The following is a 25,076-nucleotide window of genomic DNA, read 5'->3' on the forward strand; positions in this document are numbered from 1 at the left end:
CTCTCCTAGCGGGTTGTGCGGGGGAGTGGGGAGGGCGCGGGTACTTGGGGGACGTGACCCCGCGCTACTCGGGGGTGGCGTCGAGGGCGTGGCCCACGAGGGACAGCAGGGTCTCGACGACCGTGATGCGGCGCCTCGCGTCCATGATCACCACGGGTATGTGCGGCGGTATCGTCAGCGCCTCGCGCACATCCTCGGTCTCGAACTTCTCGGTGCCCTCGAAGTGGTTGACGGCCACCATGTACGGCAGCCCGCAGCTCTCGAAGTAGTCGAGCGCCGGGAAGCAGTCGGTGAGGCGCCGGGTGTCGGCCATCACCACCGCGCCGATCGCGCCGCGCACCAGGTCGTCCCACATGAACCAGAAGCGCTGCTGCCCGGGCGTACCGAACAGGTAGAGCACCAGGTCGTCGTCGAGCGTGATCCGGCCGAAGTCCATCGCGACCGTGGTCGTGGTCTTCTCCGGGGTCGCGGCCAGGTCGTCCTCGCCGGTGTCGGCGCTCGCCCGGGTCATCAGGGCCTCGGTCTGCAGTGGAGCGATCTCCGAGACCGAGCCCACGAAAGTCGTCTTGCCGACGCCGAAGCCGCCCGCGACCACGATCTTGGTGGCGATGGGGGCACGGTCGCGGTCGTTCTGCCAGGCCTGGGCGCCCTCTTCGGCGGCCGCGGCCGTCGCGGCATCGATAACCGGGCCCGGCCCGGCTGGCGGCAGGTCAGAGACGGCGGAGTCCACTCAGCACCCTTTCAAGCAGTGCGCGGTCCGGCTGTCCTGGGCCGCGACCGGTTCCGTACACGCGGATCTTGCCCTGGTCGGCGAGGTCGCTGAGCAGCACGCGGACCACGCCGAGCGGCATCTTCAACAGCGCGGCGATCTCCGCGACCGTGCGCATCCGCCGGCAGAGCTCCACGATCGCCCGCATCTCCGGCATCACCCGGGTGTGCAGACTGCCGTTCGGCAGCTCGAGCCGCTCCTCGGGGGCCTCGAGGGCCGCCACGAAGGTCTCGACCAGGAGTACGTGGCCGAAGCGGGTACGGCCGCCGGTCAGGGAGTAAGGGCGTACGCGGGCAGGTTTGCGGTCGCCGCCGCGCACCGGAAGCTTGCTCACGTGGGCCTGGCTCACTGGGCACTCTCCAGAGACTGGCGCAGCTCACTGCGGAGTTCGGGGGTGAGGACATGTCCGGCCCGGCCGACGAACAGCGCCATGTGGTACGCGACCACACTCATGTCGCAGTCCGGTGTGGCGTGCACGCCGAGCAGTGAGCCGTCGCTGATCGTCATCACGAAGAGGCTGCCCTCCTCCATGGCGACCACGGTCTGCTTGACGACGCCGCTGTCCATCAGCTTGGCGGCGCCGATGGTGAGGCTGCCGATGCCGGAGACGATCGTGGCGAGGTCGGCGCTCGAGCCCTTCGGCCCCTCGGGCTGCCGCTGGGCGGGCTCAGCGTTCCGGCCGGGATCGGAGGACAGCAGCAGGAGCCCGTCCGACGACACCACGGCGACCGAGAGGATGTCGGGCACTTCGTCGACGAGGTTGGTGAGCAGCCAGTGCAGGTTACGGGCTTCGCTGCTCAGCCGGTAAGTGCCGGGAGTACTGGGCGTACTGGACGTACTGGGCGCGGTCAACTACGTGCCTCCTCAGTTGAATCCCCCTGGTTCGTGGTCTCACCTGTACGTTCACGTTCGTTGGTGCCGCTGCCGTCCTCGGCGAGCTCGGCGGCCACGTCGCGGCGGCCCTCGACCGCGCCCCGCTGGAAGCCGCCGAGCCGACGGCGCAGCGCCTCGGCGTCCACGGCGCCCTTGCGCGCGGCCGGTGCGGGCCCGGGGGCCGCGAGCTTGGGCGTCCGCTTGGGCAGCCCCTTGTCGGTGATCCGCTCCGGCTGACCGTCGGGGATGCGCTCGTGGGTGGCCGCGGGCTCGTCGGGATCGGCGGAGAGCTCGGGTGCGGGCTCGGCGGCGAGGTCGAGTGCGGGCTCGGTGGCGAGGTCGGTGGCCAGGTTGGTGGCGGGCTCGGCGACGCGGCCGGTGGCCAGGTCGGCGGCGGGCTCGTCCGTGGCACCCCGCTCACCCGTCTCGTCGGTCGCGTCCGACTCGCTTGTCCCGGCGGCGGGCCGTTCGGCCGGGGCGGCCGGGGCGGCGGGCCGCTCCTGTGGCTGCTCTTCGGGCTCTTCGAGGTCTTCGCGCTCTTCTCGCCCATCGCGGTCTTCGCGCTCTTCCGGTACGTCGACGGGCTCGCGTGCCGCCGGTACGTCGAGCGGCTCGTGGCTCTCCGGTACGTCGAGCGGCTCGCGCGGGCCCGGTACGTCGGCGTGGCGCGGCTCGGCATCCGCTGCCCGGAGCGTCGCCTCCGCCGCGTCGATCAGCGGGTCACCCGGGGGCGGCAGCTCCGTACCGGCCGAAGGGACCGTACGGACCGAACGGCCGTCCAGGACATTGGAGTTGGCCTCGGCCTCGAAGCCCGGCAGATGCACGCCGGACGTCCCCGCCGCCGGGCCGCCGCGCTGCTCGGCGACCGCGTCGGGCGGCGCCGCGGCGAGGATGGCCTTGGGCAGCACCACGACCGCGGCGACGCCGCCCTGCTTCTGCTCGCGCAGCTGGACCCGGGCGCCGTACCGTCCGGCGAGCCGCGCGACGACGTACAGGCCGAGACCGAGCCCGGACTCGGGGGCCGGGCCGTCCTCCAGGCCCCCGTCGGCCTGGCGGCGGTCGCCGTACTCGTGTGCCGCGCACTCCGTTTCGAACTCGCCGAGGCGCGCGTTGAGCTCGCGGAGCCGGTCGTCGGTCATCCCTATGCCCTCGTCCTGCACCGAGAGCATCACCTCGCCGCTCTCCAGGAGCCAGCCGGAGACCTCGACCTGGGCGTCCGGCGGCGAGAACGACGTGGCGTTCTCCATGAGTTCGGCGACCAGGTGGCTGATGTCGTCCGCCGCGAACCCGGCGAGGTGCGCGTGCGGCGGCAGGGCGGCGACCCGTACCCGCTCATAGCGCTCGATCTCGCTGACCGCGGCGCGCAGCACATCGATCAGCGGGATCGGACCGGGGTGCGTGTGGCGGTGCTCGGCACCGGCGAGGACCAGGAGGTTCTCGCTGTGGCGGCGCATCACGGTGGCGAAGTGGTCGAGCTTGAAGAGGGTGGCGAGGCGGTCCGGGTCCTGCTCGCGGTCCTCCAGGCCCTCGATGACGCCGAGCTGCCGCTCCACCAGGGAGAGGGTGCGCAGCGCCAGCTGGACGAAGGTGGCGCTGATGCCGTCCCGGGTGCGGCGCAGGCGGGCGGCGGACTCGGCGAGTTCCGCGCGCAGTTGCTCGCGCTCGTCGGCGAGCTTCTCGCGCTGGCCGATCAGGTGCTTGCGGTCGCCTTCGAGTACGGCCTGCCGGTCCCGCAGCTTCTTGGCGTGCTCGTGCAGGGCGTTGACGGACCGTACGACCGCGGCGAACTCGTCGTTACGGCCGGTGAACCGGATCGGCTCGTCGGCCCCGTCCCGCTCGGCGGCGTCCGCCTCCGAGTCGGTGGCAGTGGCCTTGTCCGCCGGGTCCGCGGTGGCGGCCTCGGCGAGCCTCGCCGTGCCCAGGCGGAGCACCGCGAGCGGGCGGGTGAGCGTGCGGGCGACGGCCGTGGCGATGCCGACGGCGAGCAGCAGCAGGGCGGCGGCGTACGCGATCCGGAGTTCGAGCGTGGTGACGTCGTCGTCGCGGAGCTGGGAGAGGTGCTCGATGCGGTCCGTCGCGAGGGTGTTCTCGACGCTGCGCATCTGCTCGACGCGGGCGGAGAGCGCGGCGGCCACGGAGGTGCGCTGGTAGCCCTGTTCGGTGGCCGAGAGGGTCGACTGGTCGGTGAGCCGGGCCAGGTAGCGCACGGCGCGGTCGACCTCGGGTCCGGTGACCGTGGAGCGCAGCTTGGCCAGGTCGGCGTCGGTGGCGTCGCGCTCGAAGTCGGCGAGCGCGGCCTGTTCGCGGACCCGGGCCTGCTGCGCGGCGGCGCTCAGGCCGTCCCGGAGCTTCGTGTTCGGGCTCGGCGCACCGGCCTGCGGCAGGCCGGTGATCGGGTCGATGGCCGGGGCGGGGTCCCTTGGCACGGCGAGCGCGGCGAGCAGCAGGCCGCGGGTCGCGGCGGCCTGCTCGACGGCGCGGTCCAGGTCGGCGAGGGCGCGGGCGCCCGCACCGGCGCGCGGCGGCAGCTCGCCGGCCAGGCGCTCGGCGAGCGCGTGCAGTTCGCCTATGGCGTCGGTGTACGCCTCGTGGGCGTCGGTCGCGGATCCCGTGCCGGTACGGGCCTCACGGCGTACGTCCGCGAGCGCGTCCAGGTCCTTGCGCAGCCCGCCCGGCGCCTCGGCGCGCAGCTCCGCGATCTGCCGGTCCACGCGGGTCTTGCGGTCGGCCGTGCTGTCGGCGGGCCCCTGGCCACGGGGGCGCCCGGCGGCGATGTACGCGGTGACCTCGTCGCGCTCGTCGGAGAGCGAGTGGGCGAGCGAGACGGCGTCCTTGGTGAGCTCGGCGCGGGTCACCAGTTCCTGGGAGTCGGCCAGTTGGGCCGAGGCCGCGAAGATCGCGGGCGCTCCCGCGGCGCCGATCGCGGCCGCCACCACGGCGACGGCGATGACGAGCCGGCTGCGCACCCGCACCCGGCGTCCGGCCGGGGTCGCCCCGTCGGCCGCGCCACCGGGCCCACCGGCGGGCTCGCCGCGGGCCGCACCGTCACCAGCTCCGGACCGCGACGCCCCCAAGGCGCCGTCCGTGCCCTTGCCCCGAGGCCGCTTCATCTGCACCGGTGCTCGCATTCTTGATGTTCTCGTTCCTCGGCCGCACGAAGCCCGGGTGCCGCGCGGCCTCGCGGCCTGCACGGGCGCCCTGGTACGGCTCGTGCGTCCCCTGGTACGACTGGTACGACTCATGGCCATGCGACACGAATGTCCGTGTATGCCACGGACTCATGGCTCATGACCCTTCCAGTGTGGTGGAGCAGCGATCGCCCCTCGCCCAGCGGGCCACCGGAAGGAGTGAACCTCGGCCGGGTTAGCCGATCAAGTCTCGCGGGCATACGCATCGACCGCGCGTGGAGCGCCGGTTGGACGGGCCGGGCCCGCTTTGGCAAGATGCCCCGCCCGCGCCTTCCGGAGCCCCGCGATCCGCCCGAAATGCGGCGCGCCGCCCCGGTACCGGCACCCTGACACGGTCTGTGAAGGCCTCGTGCAGACTGGCCGAATGCGTGTTGAACTCGCCACCGAACCCGGCGACCCGGAACGCCCCAATGAGGACTACGCTTCGGTCGCGCTCCCCGCATCCGGCAAGGGCGGTTCCCTCGTCCTGCTCGACGGCGTGACGCCGCCGGACGCGGACTACGGCTGTCGGCATTCGGTCCCCTGGTTCACGGCGCGGCTCGGCGGCGCACTGGGAGAACTGTCCGTTTCACACCGACATCTGACGCTGCGTGAAGTCCTCGCGGAGGCGATCGGGAGGACCGCCGACGCGCATGGCCGAACCTGTGACCTTTCTCACGCGCGTACGCCACAGGCAACCGTCGTCCTCGCGCGCTGGGACGAGTCGCGCGTGGAGTATCTGGTCCTGTCCGACTCGGTGTTGCTGTTCGAGGCACCGAACGGCACGGTGACGCCGGTGCTCGACGACCGGCTCGACCACCTACCCCCGGCGGTCACCACGCTGCGCGCCACGGCCCGCGCGCTGCCGCCCGGCTCGCCCGAACGCGCGGCCGCGGCGCGGGAGTACGTCGCGGCGGTGGAGGCGCTGCGCAACGCGGCGGATACGGACGGCGCGTTCTTCACGGCCGCGGCCGACCCGGGGGTCGCGGAGCGGGCCGTCGCCGGATCACTCGACCGGGCGGCGGTACGGACGGTGGCGGCGCTGACGGACGGGGCCGGGCGGTGGGTGGAGATGTTCCGGGAGGGTTCCTGGCGGGACTGCCTCGCGGTGGTACGGGACGAGGGGCCGCAGGGCCTGATCGACCGGGTACGCAAGTTGGAGACTGCGCGGGCGGGGTCGGGGCCGGGGCCGGGGTCGGCGTTCCGGGGGAAGGCGCATGACGACGCGGCCGTGGTGTACGTGGAGTTCTGAACCGGCGTACGTCCTTGGCCGGGCCTCAGTCGTCGGAGGCCCGCGCGTTCAACTGGCCGAGCAGCCGGGCCAGTTCCGCCACCTCGCCACGGTCCCAGTCGGCCAGGCGGCGGACGTAGCGCTCGCGGCGGGCGTCGCGGACCGTGCGGTAGCGGGCGCGGCCCTCTTCCGTGAGGCGGAGCAGGAAGGCGCGGCCGTCGGCCGGGTCCGGGGTGCGGGTCACCAGACCGAGCTCTTCCAGGGCGCGGAGTTGACGGCTCATCGTCGCCTTGCCGACGCCGATGTACGCGGCGAGCTCGGTGGCGCGCTGCGGTCCCGCCTCCTCCAGGCGTACGAGCAGGCCGTACGCGGCGGGTTCGAGGTCCGGGTGGACGGCGCGGGCCATCTCGCCGGACGAGGCACGGGCCCGGCGCAGAAAGACCGTCAACTCCCGCTCCAGGGCGAGGAATGCTTGGTCCTCGCCGACCGCCACCGGCTGGGACGGTTCGCTCTCCGCGCGGCCCTCGCCGCTCTCGTGCACGTCAGCACCCATGAAACGCCGCTTTCCCGTTCCTGAAAGTTTCTTCCGGCCGCGGACCATTACCGCAGTTGGGCCAGTATTTCGCAGGAGTAGACCAACGGAAGCAACCGGACCCTGTTCGGACCTGCGGTCTACGGGCATAGAGAAGACAGTGGCATGTTCACACCAGGCTCTGACCAGTCTGTCTCCGGGCATGCCACCACCCCCACACCCCTCCCCATTTCCCCCCATGAGCACCACCGAGGCGCCTTCGGAGGCACGTATATGCCCGTGCGCAGATCCGGATCCGGAACTCTCAGCCGCTCACGTCTCACCGTGACCGGCGTCCTCCTCACCCTCCTCTCCCTTCTCCTCGCCTACCCCGGCACCGCCCAGGCGGCCGATGGCACCGCTGCCTTACCCCCACGCGGCAGCGCGTACATGGGCATGGGCGTCATAGAGCACGACGGCCAGGGCCCGCTGCCGCCCGACAACCCCCAAGTCGCCGCTGTCCAGACCGAGGGCGTCGACGTCTCCAGCCATCAGGGCAACGTCAACTGGAAGGCGCTGTGGGACCGCGGCGTCAAGTGGGCGTACGTCAAGGCGACCGAAGGGACGTACTACAAGAACGGGTACTTCACACAGCAGTACAACGGCTCGTACAACATCGGCATGATCCGTGGCGCGTACCACTTCGCCACGCCGAACACCACGAGCGGGGCCGCGCAGGCCGACTACTTCGTGAACCGCGGCGGCGGCTGGTCACGAGACGGCAAGACGCTGCCGGGCGCGCTCGACATCGAGTGGAACCCGTACGGCTCGGACTGCTACGGCAAGAGCCACGCGGGGATGCGCAGCTGGATCTGGGACTTCGTGAACCGGTACAAGTACCGCACCGGTCGCTATCCCGTGATCTACACCTCCACCAGCTGGTGGAAGATGTGCACCGGCAACTACGGCGGCTTCGCGACCAACCACCCGCTGTGGATAGCCCGGTACAGCTCCTCGCCCGGTGAGCTCCCGAACGGCTGGAGCTACTACACGATGTGGCAGTACACGTCGTCCGGGCCGATCGTGGGTGACCACAACAAGTTCAACGGGGCGTACGACCGGCTGAAGGCGCTGGCCAACGGCTAGGCCCCGGAAGGGGGCGGGCCGTTCGGGCCCACCCCCTTTAGTTGCGCCGCTAGTTACGCCGCGACCGGGACCTCCAACTGCGCGGGCTCAAGCGCCAGTTCCAGGACCTGCCGGACGTCCGTGACCGCGTGGACGTCGAGCTTGTCCAGGACCTCGGCCGGTACGTCGTCCAGGTCCGCCTCGTTCCGCTTCGGGATGACCACCGTGGTGACCCCGGCGCGGTGCGCGGCGAGCAGCTTCTGCTTGACGCCGCCGATCGGCAGGACGCGGCCGGTCAGGGACACCTCGCCGGTCATCGCCACGTCCGTGCGGACCAGGCGGCCGGAGAGCAGCGAGGCGAGGGCCGTCGTCATCGTGATGCCCGCGCTCGGGCCGTCCTTCGGGACCGCGCCCGCCGGGAAGTGGATGTGCACGCCCCGGTCCTTCAGGTCACCGACCGGAAGCTCCAGTTCGGCGCCGCGCGAGCGCAGGAAGCTCAGGGCGATCTGCGCGGATTCCTTCATCACGTCGCCGAGCTGGCCGGTCAGGGTCAGGCCGGAGGCGCCGGTCTCGGAGTCGGCCAGGGACGCCTCGACGAAGAGCACGTCACCGCCCGCCCCGGTGACCGCGAGCCCGGTCGCCACGCCGGGGACGGCGGTGCGCCGCTCGGCCGGGTCCTGGGCGGACTCGGGCACGTGGTGCGGGCGCCCGATCAGGCCGCGCAGGTCCTCGTCCCGGACGGTGAACGGCAGCTCGCGCTCACCGAGTTCGGTCTGCGCCGCGACCTTGCGGAGCAGCCGGGCCACGGACCGCTCCAGGTTCCGTACGCCCGCTTCCCGGGTGTACTCGCCCGCGAGCTTGCGCAGCGCCGACTCGTCGAGGGTGACCTCGTCCCGGTCCAGACCGGCCCGGTCCAGCTGGCGCGGGACCAGGTGGTCGCGGGCGATGACGACCTTCTCGTCCTCGGTGTAGCCGTCGAGCCGGACCAGCTCCATGCGGTCGAGCAGTGCCTCGGGGATGGCTTCGAGGACGTTCGCCGTGGCCAGGAACACCACGTCGCTCAGGTCGAGTTCGACCTCCAGGTAGTGGTCGCGGAAGGTGTGGTTCTGCGCCGGGTCGAGCACTTCGAGCAGGGCCGCGGCCGGGTCGCCCCGGAAGTCGGAGCCGACCTTGTCGATCTCGTCGAGCAGGACGACCGGGTTCATGGAACCCGCCTCCTTGATCGCCCGTACGATTCGGCCGGGCAGCGCGCCCACGTACGTACGCCGGTGGCCGCGGATCTCCGCCTCGTCCCGGACGCCACCGAGCGCGACCCGCACGAACTTCCGCCCCATGGCGTGCGCCACGGACTCGCCGAGCGAGGTCTTGCCGACGCCGGGCGGGCCGACGAGCGCGAGCACGGCGCCGCCGCGACGCCCGCCGATGACACCCAGACCCCGGTCCTCGCGGCGCTTGCGGACCGCCAGGTACTCGGTGATCCGCTCCTTCACGTCGTCGAGCCCGGAGTGCTCGGCGTCGAGGACGGCCTTGGCGCCCTCGATGTCGTACGCGTCCTCACTGCGCTCGTTCCACGGCAGTTCGAGCACGGTGTCCAGCCAGGTGCGGATCCAGGAGCCCTCGGGCGACTGGTCGCTGGCCCGCTCCAGCTTGTCGACCTCCTTGAGCGCGGCCTCGCGCACCTTCTCGGGCAGGTCGGCGGCCTCGACCCGGGCCCGGTAGTCATCCGACTCCTCGCCCTCCGACTCGCCGTTGAGCTCGCGCAGCTCCTTGCGTACCGCCTCCAGCTGGCGGCGGAGCAGGAACTCGCGCTGCTGCTTGTCGACGCCCTCCTGGACGTCCTTGGCGATGGACTCCGCGACGTCCTGCTCGGCGAGGTGGTCGCTGAGCAGCTTGGCGGCGAGCTTGAGGCGGGCGACCGGGTCCGCGGTCTCCAGGAGCTGGACCTTCTGCTCGGTGGTCAGGAACGGCGAGTACCCGGAGTTGTCGGCCAGTTGGGATACATCGTCGATCTGCTGGACGCGATCAACGACCTGCCAGGCGCCGCGCTTCTTCAGCCAGCTCGTGGCGAGTGCCTTGTACTCCTTGGCCAGTTCGGCGACGGCACCGGGCAGCGGGTCGGGCACGGTCTCGTCGACCTCGGTGCCCTCCACCCACAGGGCGGCGCCGGGTCCGGTGGTGCCCGCGCCGATCTTCACGCGGCGGCGGCCCTTGATGAGGGCGCCCGGGTCACCGTCGGCGAGCCGGCCCACCTGCTCGACGGTGCCGAGGACGCCGGTGCCCGCGTACGTCCCGTCGATCCGTGGGACGAGCAGCACCCTGGGCTTGCCGGGCCCGCCCGTCTCCCGACCACCGCCCCTCATCGACGCGCTTCGCGCGGCCCCTGCCGTTGGGGCGGCGGCTTGCGCGGCCTCCACCGCGGCTCGTACGTCGGGATCGTTCAGGTCCAGGGGCACGACCATGCCGGGCAGCACGACCTCGTCATCGAGCGGCAGCACGGGCAGGTTGAGCGACGCGTTCACCGTGGACTCGTTAGCCATGATCTCCCCTTCGGCATTCAAGTTGAGCAATACCGACTCAATGCTTGTGAGCCTGGAGATGTTCCCCGAGGGTCGTTCGCTGTGAGCGATCGGGCGGCAGCAGGGCGTTCTTCGGGAACGCCGGCCCTGCCCGGAGGCTTCCCGGAGGCTCCGCCGCCGGAGGCACTTCCCCGCGGGTGCGGGCGTGGGCGAGGATGCTGCTCGTGGACCGAGAGATGATCAGCAGTCTTGCTCACCGTGACCACCCCATCGCCGCCCCGCTGCACGAGATCCGCGTCGACCGGCTTCTGGAACAGGCGCTGCCGCGTGGTGACGAGCGGGTCCTCGACCTCGGCTGCGGCGAGGGCAGTTGGCTGCTCCGCGCCGCGGCGGACCGACCCGGGGTGCGCGCCGACGGTGTCGACCTCAGCGAACCCGCGCTGGAGCGCGGCCGGGAGCGGATCGCGGCGGCCGGTCTTGCGGGGCAGGTCGCGCTGCACCACGCGGATGTCGCCGAGTACGACGCGCGGAGCCAGTACGACGTGGTGCTCTGCGTCGGCGCGACGCACGCGTTCGGCGGGCTGCTTCCCACCCTGGAGGCGGCCCGCAGACACCTCGCGCCGAGCGGCACCCTGATCGTCGGCGACGGCTTCTGGGAGCGCGAGCCCGGTCCCGAGACGCTCCAGGTGGGCTTTGCGGCCGACGAGTTCGCGGACCTGGGGACGACCGTGGACCTGGTGGCGCGGGACGGCTGGGTTCCGGTGCAGGGGCATGTGAGCACCCGCGAGGAATGGGACGACTACGAGTGGGCCTGGACCGGCTCACTCTCCCGCTGGGCCCTCGAGAACCCGCAGCACCCGGAGAGCGCCGAGGCCCTCAAGGCCGCCGAACAGCACCGCGCGGAGTGGCTCCACGGCTACCGGGGCACGCTCGGTTTCCTGACCCTGATCCTGCGTCGGCCGTCGCGGCCGGAGCCGCACACGTTGTTCCGGCAGCAGATGTAGCCGCAGGTGGAGCAGCAGCAGGTGCAGCAGCAGATGCACGGGCGGTGGCCTTGTGGCCCCGGCCTCGCAGCAGGGGCCAGGTGGCCACGCCGATGAGCAGGGACAGCAGATGTCCCCAGTTCGTCAGCGGGTCGGTGAGCGCGAGCAGGTCGTCGACCAGGTACGCGCCCGCGCCGCCGAGCAGCAGCCACCGCGGCCACCGGGGAAGCAGCCCCGCGAGCGCCCCGACACACGCCGTGACACCGAAGCTGATCCCGTAGTCGAGCCGGTGCAGGGAACTCTCCGGCAGCCGGTCGGCAAGGACCCAAAGCCCGACCGGGAGCTCGGTGAGCAGCGTGGCCAGACCGTGTCCGAGCAGGAACACCCCGGCCGTACGCCGCCCGCCGACCCGCCGCTCCAGGGCGGTCAGGACGAGCAGAAACCCGAGGGCGTACGGCGAGGTCACCCCGCCCGCGATCCACAGCGCACTGGCGACGAGCGCGAGCACGGGGGCGTTCACCAGGTGCGCGACATCGGTACTCGACCCGCGAAGCACCGTGTCCAGCACCTGCGGATCGGCGTACGCGGCGAACAGCGAGGTAGCGGTGAGCACGGCGGCGAAGCCGAAGGTGAAGGGGGTGCCGAGGGGGGTGGGCAGGAGACGGGAGAGGAGCCCGGGGCGTCGGGCATTGCGGGCGCGGCGGGTGACGGGGCCGGAGGGGCTTGGGTGGTGCGGTTCGGGGATCTCCTCGGAGCGGATCCCCGGGCCGTGCGTCCGGCCGTGTCCCGGCCCGGGGATCCGCTCCGAGGCAGGTGAGGCAGGTCCTGCCTCCTGCCCGTGGATCCGCTCCGACACAGACCCTGCCCCCTGCCCGGGGATCAGCCCGACGTCCCGCTCCCCGGCGGATCGCTCCCCGCCGGGTCCGGTCCCCCGGTCCTTGCCCCGGGGCTCGGCACCGCCCGTGGGGCGCCGCGTCGTCGCGCTGGTCCGCACGCTCTCGCCTCCTCGGTCGACTGTCCCGTCGGCGGTCCGGCCGTCCAGCCGTCCAGATCACCTCGGCCGACCCTACGTGCGGAACCTGTGCAATCCGGGCCCTGCGCCCATGAGGTCCGCCACAGCGCGGGCGCCCGGACAACCTCGCCGACCCGCACGGCGTCCCCCACCGCTTACGGCAAGACCCGGCCCTGAGGAAAAATGCCCCTCATGCTCGACCCGCGCCACACCCCGGAACCTCCCGTCGTCCTCGACCGCCGTACCGGCCCCCACGGCGAAGTGGTCCTGCGGCGCCACGGTGACCTGCTTCAGATCATCGCCAACGGGACATTCCTCATGGACACTTCCGACGGCCGTTCCGAACGCCTGCTCATCGACGCCGCCGCCGAAGCGCTCGGCGAGCGGCGGGCCGCGCCCAGCGTGCTCATCGGCGGCCTGGGCGTCGGCTTCTCGCTCGCGCACGCCTCAACCGGTCCGCGCTGGGGCCGGATCGTCGTCGTAGAGCGAGAACAAGCCATTGTGGACTGGCATCTGGACGGGCCGCTCGGCGAAATCTCCGCCGCCGCGCTCGCCGACCCGCGCACCGGGATCGTCCACGCGGATCTCCTCGACCACCTCCACGATCCCGACTCGGGCCCGTACGACGCACTTTGTCTGGATATCGACAACGGCCCCGACTGGACCGTCACCGAGGACAACGCGGGCCTCTACTCCCCCGAGGGTCTCGCCACTTGCGCCGCACGGCTCAACTCCGGTGGCGTACTGGCCATTTGGTCCGCCCAGCCGTCCGCCGGTTTTGAGCGGGCTCTACGGAATGCCGGATTCGAGCAGGTCCGTACCGAGGAGATCCCCGTTGTCCGGGGCGTCCCTGACGTGGTCCATCTCGGCGTCAGGGCTGCGTAGCCGAGGCGCGGTAACTGCCCGTACGCTGCTCACCTGAGCCGGGATCTTCCTACCCTCCGACAGATCCCTCACGACAGATTCACTCACCGCAAACAAGGCGCATTTTCAGGGGCGGGGCGATGGAGCAAACACACACCTCCCACAACGGCACGGCGCCCACGCCGGGTGCCCAGCGCCGGGTCCTGGTGGTCGAGGACGACCCGACGATCGTCGACGCCATCGCCGCCCGGCTGCGGGCCGAAGGGTTTCTCGTACAGACCGCGGCCGACGGGCCCGCGGCCGTCGACACCGCCGAGGCGTGGCAGCCCGACCTGCTCATCCTCGACATCATGCTGCCGGGCTTCGACGGCCTCGAGGTCTGTCGCCGGGTGCAGGCCCAGCGGCCGGTGCCGGTCCTGATGCTGACCGCGCGGGACGACGAGACGGACATGCTGGTCGGCCTCGGCGTCGGCGCCGACGACTACATGACCAAACCGTTCTCCATGCGGGAGCTGGCCGCCCGGGTGCACGTGCTGCTTCGCCGCGTGGAGCGGGCCGCGCTTGCCGCGTCCACCCCGCGCAGCGGGATCCTGCGCCTGGGCGAGCTGGAGATCGACCACGCACAGCGCCGGGTGCGGGTCCGCAGCGAGGACGTCCATCTCACGCCGACCGAGTTCGATCTGCTCGTCTGCCTCGCCAATACGCCGCGTGCCGTGCTCTCGCGCGAGCAGCTGCTCGCCGAGGTGTGGGACTGGGCGGACGCCTCCGGGACCCGCACGGTCGACAGCCACATCAAGGCGCTGCGCCGGAAGATCGGCGCCGAGCGGATCCGTACGGTGCACGGGGTCGGGTACGCCCTGGAGACCCCGACGCCATGAGCGGTCCCTGGCGGGAGCCGCAGCGCAAGAACGCGCAGGGGTTCCTGGGCCTGCCGGGCCTCCAGGACGTCCGGCCGTTCTCGATCAAGGCGAAGCTCGGGACCCTGGTGGTCGTCTCGGTGTTCATCACCACCGGGCTCCTGATGATCGCCGTACGCACCGAGACGGAGCTGCGCTTCATCACGGTCTTCTCGGTGATCGCGACGCTGCTCATCACGCAGTTCGTCGCGCACTCGCTGACCGCCCCGCTCGACGAGATGAACACCGTCGCCCGTTCCATCTCGCACGGCGACTACACCCGGCGGGTGCGCGGCGCCGGGCGGCGCGACGAGGTCGGCGATCTGGCGAGCACCATCAACCGGATGGCCGACGAGCTGGAGGCCCAGGAGCAGCACCGCAAGGAGCTCGTGGCGAATGTCTCGCACGAGCTGCGCACCCCGATCGCCGCGCTGCGGGCCGTCATGGAGAACGTGGTCGACGGCGTCTCGCCGGCCGACCCGGAGACCATGCGCACCGCCCTGAAGCAGACCGAGCGCCTGGGCCGCCTGGTGGAGACGCTGCTCGATCTGTCCCGGCTCGACAACGGGGTCGTACCGCTGCACGCCCGCCGCTTCGAGGTGTGGCCCTATCTGTCCGGGGTCCTGAAGGAGGCGCAGCTCTCCGGGACCGCCGCCGCGCAGCAGGACGGGATGCCCTCGGGCTCGGGCCGCCACATGCGGACCGACGTCCATCTGCACCTCGACGTCTCGCCGCCGGAGCTGACCGCGCACGCGGACGTGGAGCGGCTGCACCAGGTGATGGCGAATCTGATCGACAACGCCGTGAAGCACTCCCCGCCGCACGGCCGGGTCACGGTGCGGGCCCGCCGCGGTGCCACGCCCGAGTCGCTCGACCTGGAGGTCCAGGACGAGGGGCCCGGCATCCCGGAGTCGGAGTGGCACCGGGTCTTCGAGCGGTTCAACCGGGGCACCGCGGCCAAACCGCACGGGCCCGGCAGCGACGGCGGCACCGGGCTCGGCCTGGCCATCGCGCGCTGGGCGGTCGATCTGCACGGCGGCCGGATCGGCGTGGCCGAATCCGAGCGGGGCTGCCGGATCCAGGTCACTCTTCCGGGAATCCCCTGACGCTCCGCGTTGACGTAGGGTGCTAAGCGGAAGCACAGGATCCTCGAACCCCTCGAACCTGAAGCGGGGATTACGTGCCCCCGAGCTGGGAAGCGGACTCTCCGGGTCCAGTCGTGGGGCCGCGACCGCGGGCCGTCATGCCCGGTCACGGCGGAACCACACTTGTTTCCCGCCATTTCCAGCGGTGAAACACCGGATCCGATGTGACTTACGCGACCAAAGGCCCGCCCGGTCTGCACCTCTCGGCCTGGGAGGCGTAGCCTTTATTCCCGCTGTCCATCACCTTGTGAAGCGGAAGAGGGCGGTTGCCGCCGTGTCGCCACAGTCCCCCAGTAACCCATCGAGCGTCTCGACCGACCAAGAAGGGCAGGGGAAGAACCCTGCTGCCGCATTTGGTCCGAACGAGTGGCTCGTCGACGAGATCTATCAGCAGTACCTCCAGGACCCGAATTCGGTAGACCGCGCCTGGTGGGACTTCTTCGCCGACTACAAGCCGGGCGCCAAGGCGTCCTCGGCCGAACCGACGGAGTCCGGTGCCGCAGCCGCGGGGGCTGTGGTCACCACCGAAGCGGCCCCGGCCGCGCCGAGCGCTCCCGCAGCCGCCTCGACGCAGGTGGAGGCCCCCACCGGGGCCCCGGCCCCGACGCCGCCGCAGCCCGCGGTGCAGGCCCCGCCCGCCGCCCCGGCGAAGCCGGTCGCGAAGACCGCTCCCCCGAGGGCCGCCGCGGCCGCCCAGGCGAAGCCCGCGGCCAACGCCGAAGAGGCCCCGGCCGGTCCGGAGCTCGTGACGCTGCGTGGCCCCTCGGCCGCCGTCGCGAAGAACATGAACGCCTCCCTGGAGCTGCCCACGGCCACGTCCGTGCGCGCCGTCCCGGTGAAGCTGCTGTTCGACAACCGCATCGTCATCAACAACCACCTCAAGCGCGCCCGCGGCGGGAAGATCTCCTTCACGCACCTCATCGGGTACGCGATGGTGCAGGCCATCAAGGCCATGCCGGCCATGAACCACTCCTTCGCGGAGAAGGACGGCAAGCCGACCCTGGTCAAGCCGGAGCACATCAACCTGGGCCTCGCCATCGACCTGGTGAAGCCCAACGGTGAGCGGCAGCTGGTGGTAGCGGCCATCAAGAAGGCCGAGACCCTGAACTTCTTCGAGTTCTGGCAGGCCTACGAGGACATCGTCCGCCGCGCCCGCAACAACAAGCTGACGATGGACGACTTCACCGGCGTCACGGTCTCCCTGACCAACCCCGGTGGCCTCGGCACCGTCCACTCCGTGCCCCGCCTGATGCCCGGCCAGTCCGTGATCATGGGCGTCGGCTCCATGGACTACCCGGCGGAGTTCCAGGGCACCTCCCAGGACACCCTGAACAAGCTCGGCATCTCGAAGGTCATGACGCTCACGTCGACCTACGACCACCGGGTCATCCAGGGCGCCGCCTCCGGCGAGTTCCTGCGCGTCGTCGCGAACCTCCTCCTCGGCGAGGACGAGTTCTACGACGAGATCTTCAAGTCCCTGCGGATCCCGTACGAGCCGGTCCGCTGGCTCAAGGACATCGACGCCTCGCACGACGACGACGTCACCAAGCCCGCCCGGGTCTTCGAGCTCATCCACTCCTACCGGGTCCGCGGCCACGTCATGGCCGACACCGACCCGCTGGAGTACCGCCAGCGCAAGCACCCGGACCTGGACATCACCGAGCACGGCCTGACGCTCTGGGACCTGGAGCGGGAGTTCGCGGTCGGTGGCTTCGCGGGCCAGTCGATGATGAAGCTCCGCGACATCCTCGGCGTCCTGCGCGAGTCGTACTGCCGCACCACCGGCGTCGAGTACATGCACATCCAGGACCCGAAGCAGCGCAAGTGGCTTCAGGACCGGATCGAGCGGCCGCGCGGCAAGCCGGAGCGCGAGGAGCAGCTGCGCATCCTGCGCCGCCTGAACGCCGCGGAGGCCTTCGAGACCTTCTTGCAGACCAAGTACGTCGGCCAGAAGCGGTTCTCCCTGGAGGGCGGCGAGTCCGTCATCCCGCTGCTCGACGCGGTCATCGACTCGGCCGCCGAGTCGCGCCTGGAAGAGGTCGTCATCGGTATGGCCCACCGCGGCCGCCTCAACGTCCTCGCCAACATCGTCGGCAAGTCGTACGCGCAGATCTTCCGCGAGTTCGAGGGCAACCTCGACCCGAAGTCGATGCACGGCTCCGGCGACGTGAAGTACCACCTGGGCGCCGAGGGCACCTTCACCGGCCTGGACGGCGAGCAGATCAAGGTCTCGCTCACCGCCAACCCCTCGCACCTGGAGGCGGTCGACCCGGTCCTGGAGGGCGTCGCCCGCGCCAAGCAGGACATCATCAACAAGGGCGGTACGGACTTCACGGTCCTGCCGATCGCGCTGCACGGCGACGCGGCCTTCGCGGGCCAGGGCGTCGTGGCCGAGACCCTCAACATGTCGCAGCTGCGCGGCTACCGCACCGGCGGCACCGTGCACGTGATCATCAACAACCAGGTCGGCTTCACCGCCCCGCCGGAGTCCGCGCGCTCGTCGATGTACTCGACCGACGTGGCCCGGATGATCGAGGCGCCGATCTTCCACGTCAACGGCGACGACCCCGAGGCCGTCGTCCGCGTCGCCCGGCTGGCCTTCGAGTTCCGCCAGGCGTTCAACAAGGACGTGGTCATCGACCTGCTCTGCTACCGCCGCCGCGGGCACAACGAGACCGACAACCCGTCGTTCACCAACCCGGCGATGTACAGCCTGATCGACAAGAAGCGCTCGGTGCGCAAGCTCTACACCGAGTCTCTGATCGGGCGCGGCGACATCACCCTGGAAGAGGCCGAGCAGGCGCTCCAGGACTTCCAGGGCCAGCTGGAGAAGGTGTTCACGGAGGTCCGCGAGGCCACCGCGCACCCGCCGCAGGGCGAGGTCCCGAACCCGGAGGCCGACTTCCCGGTCTCGCTCAACACCGCCGTCAGCGACGAGGTCGTCAAGCGGATCGCCGAGTCGCAGGTCAACATCCCCGACCGCATCACGGTCCACCCGCGCCTGATGCCGCAGCTCCAGCGCCGGGCCGCGATGGTCGAGGACGGCACCATCGACTGGGGCATGGGCGAGACCCTCGCCTTCGGTTCGCTCCTGATGGAGGGCACCCCGGTCCGGCTCGCCGGTCAGGACTCGCGCCGCGGCACCTTCGGCCAGCGGCACGCGGTCCTCGTCGACCAGAACACCAACGAGGACTACACGCCGCTGAACTACCTCTCCGAGGACCAGGCGCGCTACAACGTCTACGACTCGCTGCTCTCCGAGTACGCGGCGATGGGCTTCGAGTACGGCTACTCGCTGGCCCGCCCCGAGTCGCTTGTCCTCTGGGAGGCGCAGTTCGGCGACTTCGTCAACGGCGCGCAGACGGTCGTGGACGAGTTCATCTCCTCGGCCGAGCAGAAGTGGGGCCAGACCTCCGGCGTCACGCTGCTCCTGCCGCACGGCTACGAGGGCCAGGGCCCGGACCACTCCTCGGCCCGGATCGAGCGGTTCCTCCAGCTGTGCGCGCAGAACAACATGACGGTCGCGATGCCGACCCTGCCGTCGAACTACTTCCACCTCCTGCGGTGGCAGGTGCACAACCCGCACCACAAGCCGCTGGTCGTCTTCACGCCGAAGTGGATGCTGCGCCTCAAGGCCGCGGCCTCCAAGGCGGAGGAGTTCACGACGGGCGGGTTCCGTCCGGTCATCGGCGACGAGTCGGTGGACCCGGCGGCGGTCCGCAAGGTCGTCTTCTGCTCCGGCAAGCTCTACTACGAGCTGGACGCCGAGCGGCAGAAGCGCGGCATCACGGACACGGCGATCCTCCGCATCGAGCGCCTCTACCCGCTGCCGGGGCGTGAACTGCAGGACGAGATCAGCAAGTTCCCGAACGCCGCGAAGTACCTGTGGGCCCAGGAGGAGCCGGCGAACCAGGGTGCCTGGCCCTTCATCGCGCTCAACCTGATCGACCACCTGGACCTGGCGGTCGGCGCCGACATCCCGCACGGCGAGCGCCTGCGCCGGATCTCGCGCCCGCACGGCTCGTCCCCGGCGGTCGGCTCCAAGAAGCGCCACGAGCAGGAGCAGGCCCAGCTTATGAGCGAGGTCTTCGAGGCGTAACGCACCGACGGCACTGTGCGGACGGGCCCGCACCCCGGGATTCTCGGGGTGCGGGCCCGTCGGCCTATTCTGATCGCATGTACTTCACGGACCGTGGCATCGAGGAACTGGAGAAGCGGCGCGGCGAGGAAGAGGTCACCTTCGAGTGGCTCGCCGAGCAGCTGCGCACGTTCGTGGACCTGAACCCGGACTTCGAGGTCCCGGTCGAGCGGCTCGCCACCTGGCTGGCGCGCCTGGACGACGAGGACGACGACGTGTGACTCCGTGCGGCCTTGATCAGGAGCTCGTGAGGATCACGAGCTGCTGCGTCGCCCGGGTCATCGCCACATAGCGGTCCACCGCACCTTCGATGCCCGTACCGAACTCCTCCGGGTCGATGAGCACGACCAGGTCGAACTCAAGCCCCTTCGACAGCTCCGGCGTCAGCGACCGTACGCGGGACGTCGTCGGCCGGAACGCCCCCTCTTCGATGCCAGCAGCCCCGATGACGCAGGCGATCCCCTCGGCATGCGCGGCGAGCCACGCGTCGAGGATCGAGTCCCGCTCCGTAACGGACCCGTGGACCACGGGGACTTCGCCGCTGCGGATGGACGTCGGCACGTTGGCGTCCGGGAGCGCGGCCCTGATGACCGGCTCGGCCTCCGTCATGTCCTCCTCCGGCGTCCGGTAATTGATACTCAGGGACGCCAGGTTGATCCGGTCGAGCCCGACCCGTTCCAGACGTTCCTGCCATGACTCCGTGAACCCGTGCCGCGCCTGCGCGCGGTCCCCGACGATGGTGAAGCTCCGGGACGGGCAGCGGAGCAGCAGCATCTGCCATTCGGCGTCGGTCAGTTCCTGAGCCTCGTCCACGACGATGTGCGCGAACGGACCGGCGAGCAGGTCCGGTTCGGCCCTGGTGAGGGAGGCCTCGTCGACCAGGGCGTCCTGGAAGTCCTCGCCGCGGAGCATCGTCACCAGGCCCGTCCCGTACGCGTCGTCGGCGACCTCGATCAGGTCGTCCACGACCCTGGCCATGCGCGCGCGTTCGGCGGCGACGGCGGCCTCGTGCCGACGCTTACGGCGGGATGCCTCCGGGTCGCCGAGCCGCTGCCGCGCCGCGTCCAGGAGCGGCAGGTCGGACACCGTCCAGGCCTGCGGGTCCTTGCGCCGCAAGGTGCGTATGTCGTCGCGGCTGAGCCAGGGAGCGCACATCCGCAGGTAGGCGGGCACCTCCCAGAGGTCCCCGACGAGGTCGGCCGCTTCGATCAGCGGCCATGCCCGGCCGAGGGTCGTGGTCAGTTCTTTGTTCTGTAGCAGCGATCTCCGGAACAGGTCGGGCGAGATGTCGCTGCCGTCGCCGTTCTTGTCCGTCTTGTTCGTCTTGTCCCTGAGGATCGTGACCAGTTCCTCCCAGATCTGGTCGCGCCCCTCGTTGTGCGGAGTGCCGGGTTCTACGGCGGCGAACGCCTCGGCCCAGTCGTCGGGGCTCAGCCAGATGTCGTCCCAGTGGGTCGATACCGTCATGCCCTCGGTGGGCGGCTCTTCGTAGAACCGTACGGCCGTCTCGATGGCCTTCACCATGTCCGCGGACGACTTCAGGCGGGCCACGTCCGGGTCGGTCTCGACCGCCGCCCGGGCTCCTTCCGCCACGAGGTCCCGCAGGATGCAGGTCTGCACGCCCTCCTCGCCGAGGCTGGGCAGAACGTCCGAGACGTACGCCAGATACGGCCGGTGCGGACCGACGAACAGCACGCCGCCCCGACGGTGACCGAGGCGAGGGTCGGAGTAGAGGAGGTGGGCGGAGCGGTGCAGCGCGACGACGGTCTTCCCCGTACCCGGGCCGCCGTCGACGACGAGCGCGCCGCGGGAACCCGCGCGGATGATGGCGTCCTGGTCGGCCTGGATGGTGCCGAGCACATCGCGCATCCGGGACGACCGGTTGCCGCCCAGGCTGGCGACGAAGGCGGACTGGTCGTCGAGCGCGGCATGTCCCTCGAGCCCGCCGGTGAACACGTCGGTGAACACCTCGTCCCAGTAGTCGCTGATCCGGCCGCCGGTCCAGCGATATCTGCGGCGGCTCGCAAGCCCCATCGGGTTGCCGTGGGTGGCCCCGAAGAACGGCTCGGCCGCGGGCGAGCGCCAGTCGAGCAGCAGCCGACGGCCCGCGCTGTCCGTGAGGCCGAGGCGGCCGATGTAGACGGGCTCGGGGTCGTCCGCGCTGACTATGCGCCCCAGGCACAGATCCAGACCGAAGCGGCGCAGGGTGCGCAGCCGCGCGCTCAGCCGGTGCACCTCGATGTCCCGGTCCATGGCCTCCTGGCCCGTACCGCCGGGTGCCTTGAGCTCGGCGTCGAGGCGGTCGGACAGTTCGGCGATGGTCTGCTCGAGGCACTCCGCGATGGCCGCGAAGTGCTGCTCGTCCCGGTCGATCAGCGCCGGGTCGGCCTTGGCGGCGAGGCGGTCGGGCAGGTCAAAAGCGCTGGTGGTGCTGGTGGTGCTGGTGGTGCTGGTGGTCAGGGAAGTCCGGGAAGTCAAGCCATCATCTCCGTTTCTCGGCCGGCTGTGCCGACCATGTCCAGCAGCAGCTTCGCGGCCACCGCCGCCCCGTCGGTGCGGATCGTTCCGGCCACGGCGGTCGCTCGTGCGCGGGTCTCGCGGGTCAGGGCCGTGCCGAGCGCGGCCGACAGGGACGCGAAGGTCGGCGTCGGGCCGTCGTGCGCCGCGCCGATGCCCAACTCGGCCACGCGGCCCGCCCAGTACGGCTGGTCCGCCAGCTGGGGCACCACCACCTGAGGCGCACCGGCCCGGGCGGCCGTCGTCGTGGTGCCCGCGCCACCGTGGTGCACGACGGCGGCAACGCGGCCGAACAGCGCCTGCTGGTTGACCTCGCCGACCACGAAGCAGTCGTCCCGGTCGTCGATCAGGTCCAGGTCGGCCCAGCCGCGGGCGACGACCGCGCGGCGGCCCTGCGCGCGGACCGCCTCGATGGCCACTTGTGCGGGGTCCGTCGACGTATGCATGGGCATGCTGCCGAAGCCCACGTACACCGGTGGTGTTCCGGCGTCCAGGAACGCCAACAGCTCGTCCGGGAGCGGCCGTTCATCGGGCAGGATCCACGCGCCGGTCTGCACGACATCGAGCTCCGCCGGTTCCCGCCACGGGTCGAGGACCGGGTCCGTCGCCAGCCACGGCCGGTCCCCGAAGACGTAGTCACGGACGTGCTCCACCGGCGGCAGTCCGGCCGACGCCCGGTTGGTGTTGAGCGCCTCGCCGAACAGCGCGTCGATGCTCTCGGCGTCCAGGTCCCAGAGCGCCCGGTTGTCGGTCACCTCCGGCGGGAACGGGCGGCCCGGATACGGAATCGGCGCGTGGTACGGCGACGGCAGGGTGACCTGCTGGAAGGTCACGGACACGGACGGGATGCCCAGCTTCTCGGCCACCGACCGGGCGCCCGCCGCGGCCGGCATCATGCCGGTCGCCACCAGGACGTCGCATCCCTCGGCCGCCGCGGTGACCGCTTCGAACTGCGCGGCGATCAATTCGGCCGCGCGCTGGGGCAGCCCAGCCGCGGGCGGCGGCGCCCCGGCCGCCAGGGCGCGCGCCGACCGGCCGACCGGCACCAGCGGCACACCGACCCCGGCCAACCGCTGCGCGAAGTCCTCATCCGGCGGCGCGCACACCCGTACGTCCGCGCCCAGGGCCCGCAGCTCCACCGCGAGCCCCACCAGTGGTTCAACGTCCCCCCGGGACCCATACGTTGACAACACAACACGCACTTCGCGAATCTCCCCATTTCCGCAGCTTTTTGGCGTCGGCCGGCAATTCTGCGGTATGAGGGGGGCCTTGCCGCAAGGCCCCCAGTGCGCTATACGTTGAGAGTGGCAAGGAGAAGAACTCCTTGCCGTTTCGCTTTTTCAGGGCGCCTTCCAGCCTCAGTCCCGAGGCCGCATCGCCCCACGGGCCAGCCCGAACAGTCCCTGCGCCACGAGCACCGCCCCCGCCACCACCCACCCGGCACTCCGCCGTCGTACGCCCCAGACCGTCAGCGGCAGACCGGCCGCGAGCTGGGCCATGGCGAAGCCCCGGGGCTGGACCGCGCCCCCGCGCGGTCCGAGCGGCCGGGCCCCCACCGCGCCCAGCTCCGCGCGTACCGCCTCCCGCCAGCCCGTCCACTCGACCTGCCGCACCTCCGGCCGACCGCGGAGCGCCGCGCACAGCTGGTCCGCGGGCGCGCCCGGCGTGAGGCCGTCGGGCAGGGCGAGGCCGGTGCGGGCCAGGACCGCGAGCAGGCCGAGCAGCCGCGCGCGGGCGTCGGACCCGGCGGCCGCGCCCGACGTGCGGGTCAGGTCCTCCAGGGCCTGTACGTCGAGCACGGGGTCGAGGCCGAGCCGCGCGGCGAGCGTGACCATCGCCTCCAGCTCGCCGACCGGGGTGCCGTCGGCCAGCCACTCGTACCCGACCGTGCGGCGGAAGCCGGATGCCAGGGTGCATCCGGCGTGGTCGGCGTCCCACCACAGGGCGAGCACCGGCCAGGCCGTGCCGACGGCCAGGGCGGCGGTCCAGCCGTTGAGCACGCGGTCGACCGGGGCCTGCCCCAGGAGCCACGGCCGCCCCTCGGGCACGAGCACGCTCCAGTCCGGTCCGGCCGGGGCAAGCAGGAGCCGTTCACGCAGCAGTTGGGCCATGGGCCCGACGGCCGCGGGCTCGGCCCGGCAGAGCAGCAGCGCGCCGACGGGCTCGGGCGGCGTTGGAGCCTGATTCGATGAGGGCGGCGAGGGCGACGACGTGGACGACACAGCCCCACGCTAGGGCACTTTGTCCCGGTTGGCCCGGGTACGGCCGTTCGCGATAGCCGCCGACTCGGCGACGGTCCCGCGGCGGTCCGGCGGCGGCTCGACGGCGACCCGGCCGTCGGCGACTTGACTTCCCGTATCCGCGATATAGCGTGTATCGCGGAGGACGCGATATGGCGCGTTCAGTCGGGACCCAGGAGGTCAGCACCATGACAGAGCCGCCGGAGACGTCCTGGCAGGTCGCCGAGCCACGCACGCTCACCTTCGAACGGCCGCCCGCCCTGGTCAGCGTCCGCGTCGCCAATGGCGCGGTGAACGTCGTGGGTACCGACGACACCACCGCCCGCCTGGAGATCTCCGAGGTCGTCGGCACCCCCCTGACCGTCACGCACGAGGGCGCCACGCTCACCGTGGCGTATGACGACCTGCCCTGGAAGGGCTTCCTCAAGTGGCTCGCCCCCAAGGGCTGGCGGCGCAGCGCCGTCGTCTCGCTGGCCGTCCCGGCGGGCACCGCGGTCGAGGTCGGCGTGGTCAGCGCGCACGCCGTGGTCTCCGGCATCACCGGCCGCACCTCGGTGAAGGGCGTCAACGGCGACACCACGCTCGTCGGGCTCTCCGGCGACGTACGCGCGGAGACCGTCAGCGGCTCCATCGAGACCCAGGGGACCGCGGGCGAGCTGCGCTTCAACACGGTGTCGGGCGGCCTGACCATGCTGGACACGGCGGGGGCCGCGGTCCGGGCCGAGTCGGTCAGCGGCCCCATGGTCGTCGACTTCGCGCCGCGGGTACCGGCCGCGGACGTGCGCCTGCACACCGTCTCCGGCGAGATCGCGGTACGGCTTCCGGACCCGGTGGACACGATCGTCGAGGCGGACTCGGCGAGCGGCCGGATCTCCAGCGCGTTCCCGGAGCTGCACTCCGGGCGCGGTGGCGAATGGGGCACGTCGTGGCGGCTGTCCGGGCGGCTCGGCGAGGGCACCGGACTCCTTCACGCGTCCACCGTCTCCGGCTCGATCGCGCTGCTCCGCCGCCCGGACGACGACGATGACGCCCCGGCCGACGGTGACACCTCGGCCGACGGCGGCGCCACGACCGGGAAGGTGCTCTGAC

Annotated in this window: 18 protein-coding genes and 1 pseudogene; 9 read left to right on the forward strand and 10 right to left on the reverse strand. The window is 71.5% G+C overall.

Features of this window, described 5'->3' with window-relative positions; translation table 11 throughout:
- Positions 1-64: 64 nt before the first annotated feature.
- From ACWD10_RS10410 to ACWD10_RS10425, 4 genes are read right to left on the reverse strand one after another with little or no spacing between them, the layout of a single operon-like run.
- Entirely contained in the window at positions 65-730 is a 666-nt protein-coding gene (locus ACWD10_RS10410) for a GTP-binding protein (protein WP_451089088.1), read from the reverse strand.
- Entirely contained in the window at positions 711-1,118 is a 408-nt protein-coding gene (locus tag ACWD10_RS10415) for a DUF742 domain-containing protein (RefSeq protein WP_451089090.1), read from the reverse strand. The genes ACWD10_RS10410 and ACWD10_RS10415 overlap by 20 nt, the downstream gene beginning before the upstream one ends.
- Positions 1,115-1,621 carry a roadblock/LC7 domain-containing protein gene (locus ACWD10_RS10420; RefSeq protein WP_451089092.1) on the reverse strand — a complete coding sequence of 169 codons (507 nt, stop codon included), beginning with the start codon at positions 1,619-1,621 and terminating at the stop codon, positions 1,115-1,117. Before ACWD10_RS10420 ends, ACWD10_RS10415 begins: the two co-directional genes overlap by 4 nt.
- On the reverse strand, positions 1,618-4,770 hold the full coding sequence (locus ACWD10_RS10425; protein ID WP_451089094.1) for a nitrate- and nitrite sensing domain-containing protein: 3,153 nt from the start codon (positions 4,768-4,770) through the stop codon (positions 1,618-1,620). Before ACWD10_RS10425 ends, ACWD10_RS10420 begins: the two co-directional genes overlap by 4 nt.
- Before the next feature lie 424 nt (positions 4,771-5,194).
- Here ACWD10_RS10425 and ACWD10_RS10430 point away from each other — a divergent pair, with 424 nt between their 5' ends.
- Positions 5,195-6,061: a hypothetical protein gene (locus ACWD10_RS10430; RefSeq protein WP_451089096.1), complete on the forward strand. Its 867-nt coding sequence runs from the start codon at positions 5,195-5,197 to the stop codon at positions 6,059-6,061.
- 25 nt (positions 6,062-6,086) lie between these two features.
- Here the strand turns inward: ACWD10_RS10430 and ACWD10_RS10435 are convergent, their stop codons facing one another.
- Positions 6,087-6,593 carry a MarR family winged helix-turn-helix transcriptional regulator gene (locus ACWD10_RS10435; RefSeq protein ID WP_451089098.1) on the reverse strand — a complete coding sequence of 169 codons (507 nt, stop codon included), beginning with the start codon at positions 6,591-6,593 and terminating at the stop codon, positions 6,087-6,089.
- Positions 6,594-6,845: 252 nt separating this feature from the next.
- Here ACWD10_RS10435 and ACWD10_RS10440 point away from each other — a divergent pair, with 252 nt between their 5' ends.
- On the forward strand, positions 6,846-7,697 hold the full coding sequence (locus ACWD10_RS10440; RefSeq protein ID WP_451089100.1) for a lysozyme: 852 nt from the start codon (positions 6,846-6,848) through the stop codon (positions 7,695-7,697).
- A 53-nt stretch (positions 7,698-7,750) separates the two neighbouring features.
- Here the strand turns inward: ACWD10_RS10440 and lon are convergent, their stop codons facing one another.
- Entirely contained in the window at positions 7,751-10,213 is a 2,463-nt protein-coding gene (gene lon / locus ACWD10_RS10445) for an endopeptidase La (protein WP_451089102.1), read from the reverse strand.
- Positions 10,214-10,416: 203 nt separating this feature from the next.
- On the opposite strand from lon, the gene ACWD10_RS10450 reads away from it, so the two are divergent.
- The gene (locus tag ACWD10_RS10450; protein ID WP_451089104.1) at positions 10,417-11,196 is read left to right on the forward strand and encodes an SAM-dependent methyltransferase; all 780 of its coding nucleotides are present in this window, start codon (positions 10,417-10,419) and stop codon (positions 11,194-11,196) included.
- A gap of 115 nt (positions 11,197-11,311) precedes the next feature.
- On the opposite strand, the pseudogene ACWD10_RS10455 reads toward ACWD10_RS10450, so the two are convergent.
- Positions 11,312-12,169 (reverse strand): annotated as a pseudogene (locus tag ACWD10_RS10455) (rhomboid-like protein); the annotation flags it as partial.
- A gap of 210 nt (positions 12,170-12,379) precedes the next feature.
- Here ACWD10_RS10455 and ACWD10_RS10460 point away from each other — a divergent pair.
- The 5 genes from ACWD10_RS10460 to ACWD10_RS10480 all read left to right on the forward strand — a co-directional run bounded on the left by ACWD10_RS10460 (position 12,380) and on the right by ACWD10_RS10480 (position 19,451).
- Positions 12,380-13,072 carry a spermidine synthase gene (locus ACWD10_RS10460; protein WP_451089106.1) on the forward strand — a complete coding sequence of 231 codons (693 nt, stop codon included), beginning with the start codon at positions 12,380-12,382 and terminating at the stop codon, positions 13,070-13,072.
- Positions 13,073-13,191: 119 nt separating this feature from the next.
- A complete protein-coding gene (locus tag ACWD10_RS10465) occupies positions 13,192-13,929 on the forward strand; it encodes a response regulator transcription factor (protein WP_451089108.1) in 738 nt (245 codons plus the stop codon).
- Positions 13,926-15,053, forward strand: a complete 1,128-nt coding sequence (locus ACWD10_RS10470) for a HAMP domain-containing sensor histidine kinase (RefSeq protein ID WP_451089111.1) — start codon at positions 13,926-13,928, stop codon at positions 15,051-15,053. Before ACWD10_RS10465 ends, ACWD10_RS10470 begins: the two co-directional genes overlap by 4 nt.
- A 313-nt stretch (positions 15,054-15,366) precedes the next feature.
- Positions 15,367-19,191, forward strand: a complete 3,825-nt coding sequence (locus tag ACWD10_RS10475; RefSeq protein WP_451089113.1) for a multifunctional oxoglutarate decarboxylase/oxoglutarate dehydrogenase thiamine pyrophosphate-binding subunit/dihydrolipoyllysine-residue succinyltransferase subunit — start codon at positions 15,367-15,369, stop codon at positions 19,189-19,191.
- Between the two features lie 77 nt (positions 19,192-19,268).
- Positions 19,269-19,451 (forward strand): DUF6104 family protein, encoded by a 183-nt coding sequence (locus tag ACWD10_RS10480; RefSeq protein ID WP_215025437.1) that lies wholly within the window; start codon positions 19,269-19,271, stop codon positions 19,449-19,451.
- Positions 19,452-19,467: 16 nt separating this feature from the next.
- Here the strand turns inward: ACWD10_RS10480 and helR are convergent, their stop codons facing one another.
- The 3 genes from helR to ACWD10_RS10495 all read right to left on the reverse strand — a co-directional run bounded on the left by helR (position 19,468) and on the right by ACWD10_RS10495 (position 23,969).
- Complete coding sequence (gene helR / locus ACWD10_RS10485) at positions 19,468-21,690, reverse strand: RNA polymerase recycling motor ATPase HelR (protein ID WP_451089275.1); 2,223 nt, start codon at positions 21,688-21,690, stop codon at positions 19,468-19,470.
- Positions 21,691-21,704: 14 nt separating this feature from the next.
- Positions 21,705-22,949 carry a glycosyltransferase gene (locus ACWD10_RS10490; protein WP_451089115.1) on the reverse strand — a complete coding sequence of 415 codons (1,245 nt, stop codon included), beginning with the start codon at positions 22,947-22,949 and terminating at the stop codon, positions 21,705-21,707.
- A gap of 156 nt (positions 22,950-23,105) precedes the next feature.
- Positions 23,106-23,969 (reverse strand): hypothetical protein, encoded by an 864-nt coding sequence (locus ACWD10_RS10495; protein WP_451089117.1) that lies wholly within the window; start codon positions 23,967-23,969, stop codon positions 23,106-23,108.
- Between the two features lie 206 nt (positions 23,970-24,175).
- Here ACWD10_RS10495 and ACWD10_RS10500 point away from each other — a divergent pair, with 206 nt between their 5' ends.
- Positions 24,176-25,075, forward strand: a complete 900-nt coding sequence (locus ACWD10_RS10500; protein ID WP_451089119.1) for a DUF4097 family beta strand repeat-containing protein — start codon at positions 24,176-24,178, stop codon at positions 25,073-25,075.
- The last annotated feature ends 1 nt before the right edge of the window (position 25,076 follow it).

The organism is Streptomyces sp. NPDC002851 (assembly GCF_053591935.1).

Bases quoted from the DNA above. Each gene is read 5' to 3' on its own strand.
- ACWD10_RS10425 (WP_451089094.1), bottom strand. From the start codon at position 4,770: ATGCGAGCACCGGTGCAGATGAAGCGGCCTCGGGGCAAGGGCACGGAC.
- ACWD10_RS10430 (WP_451089096.1), top strand. From the start codon at position 5,195: ATGCGTGTTGAACTCGCCACCGAACCCGGCGACCCGGAACGCCCCAAT.
- ACWD10_RS10435 (WP_451089098.1), bottom strand. From the start codon at position 6,593: ATGGGTGCTGACGTGCACGAGAGCGGCGAGGGCCGCGCGGAGAGCGAA.
- ACWD10_RS10440 (WP_451089100.1), top strand. From the start codon at position 6,846: ATGCCCGTGCGCAGATCCGGATCCGGAACTCTCAGCCGCTCACGTCTC.
- lon (WP_451089102.1), bottom strand. From the start codon at position 10,213: ATGGCTAACGAGTCCACGGTGAACGCGTCGCTCAACCTGCCCGTGCTG.
- ACWD10_RS10460 (WP_451089106.1), top strand. From the start codon at position 12,380: ATGCTCGACCCGCGCCACACCCCGGAACCTCCCGTCGTCCTCGACCGC.
- ACWD10_RS10465 (WP_451089108.1), top strand. From the start codon at position 13,192: ATGGAGCAAACACACACCTCCCACAACGGCACGGCGCCCACGCCGGGT.
- ACWD10_RS10470 (WP_451089111.1), top strand. From the start codon at position 13,926: ATGAGCGGTCCCTGGCGGGAGCCGCAGCGCAAGAACGCGCAGGGGTTC.
- ACWD10_RS10480 (WP_215025437.1), top strand. From the start codon at position 19,269: ATGTACTTCACGGACCGTGGCATCGAGGAACTGGAGAAGCGGCGCGGC.
- ACWD10_RS10500 (WP_451089119.1), top strand. From the start codon at position 24,176: ATGACAGAGCCGCCGGAGACGTCCTGGCAGGTCGCCGAGCCACGCACG.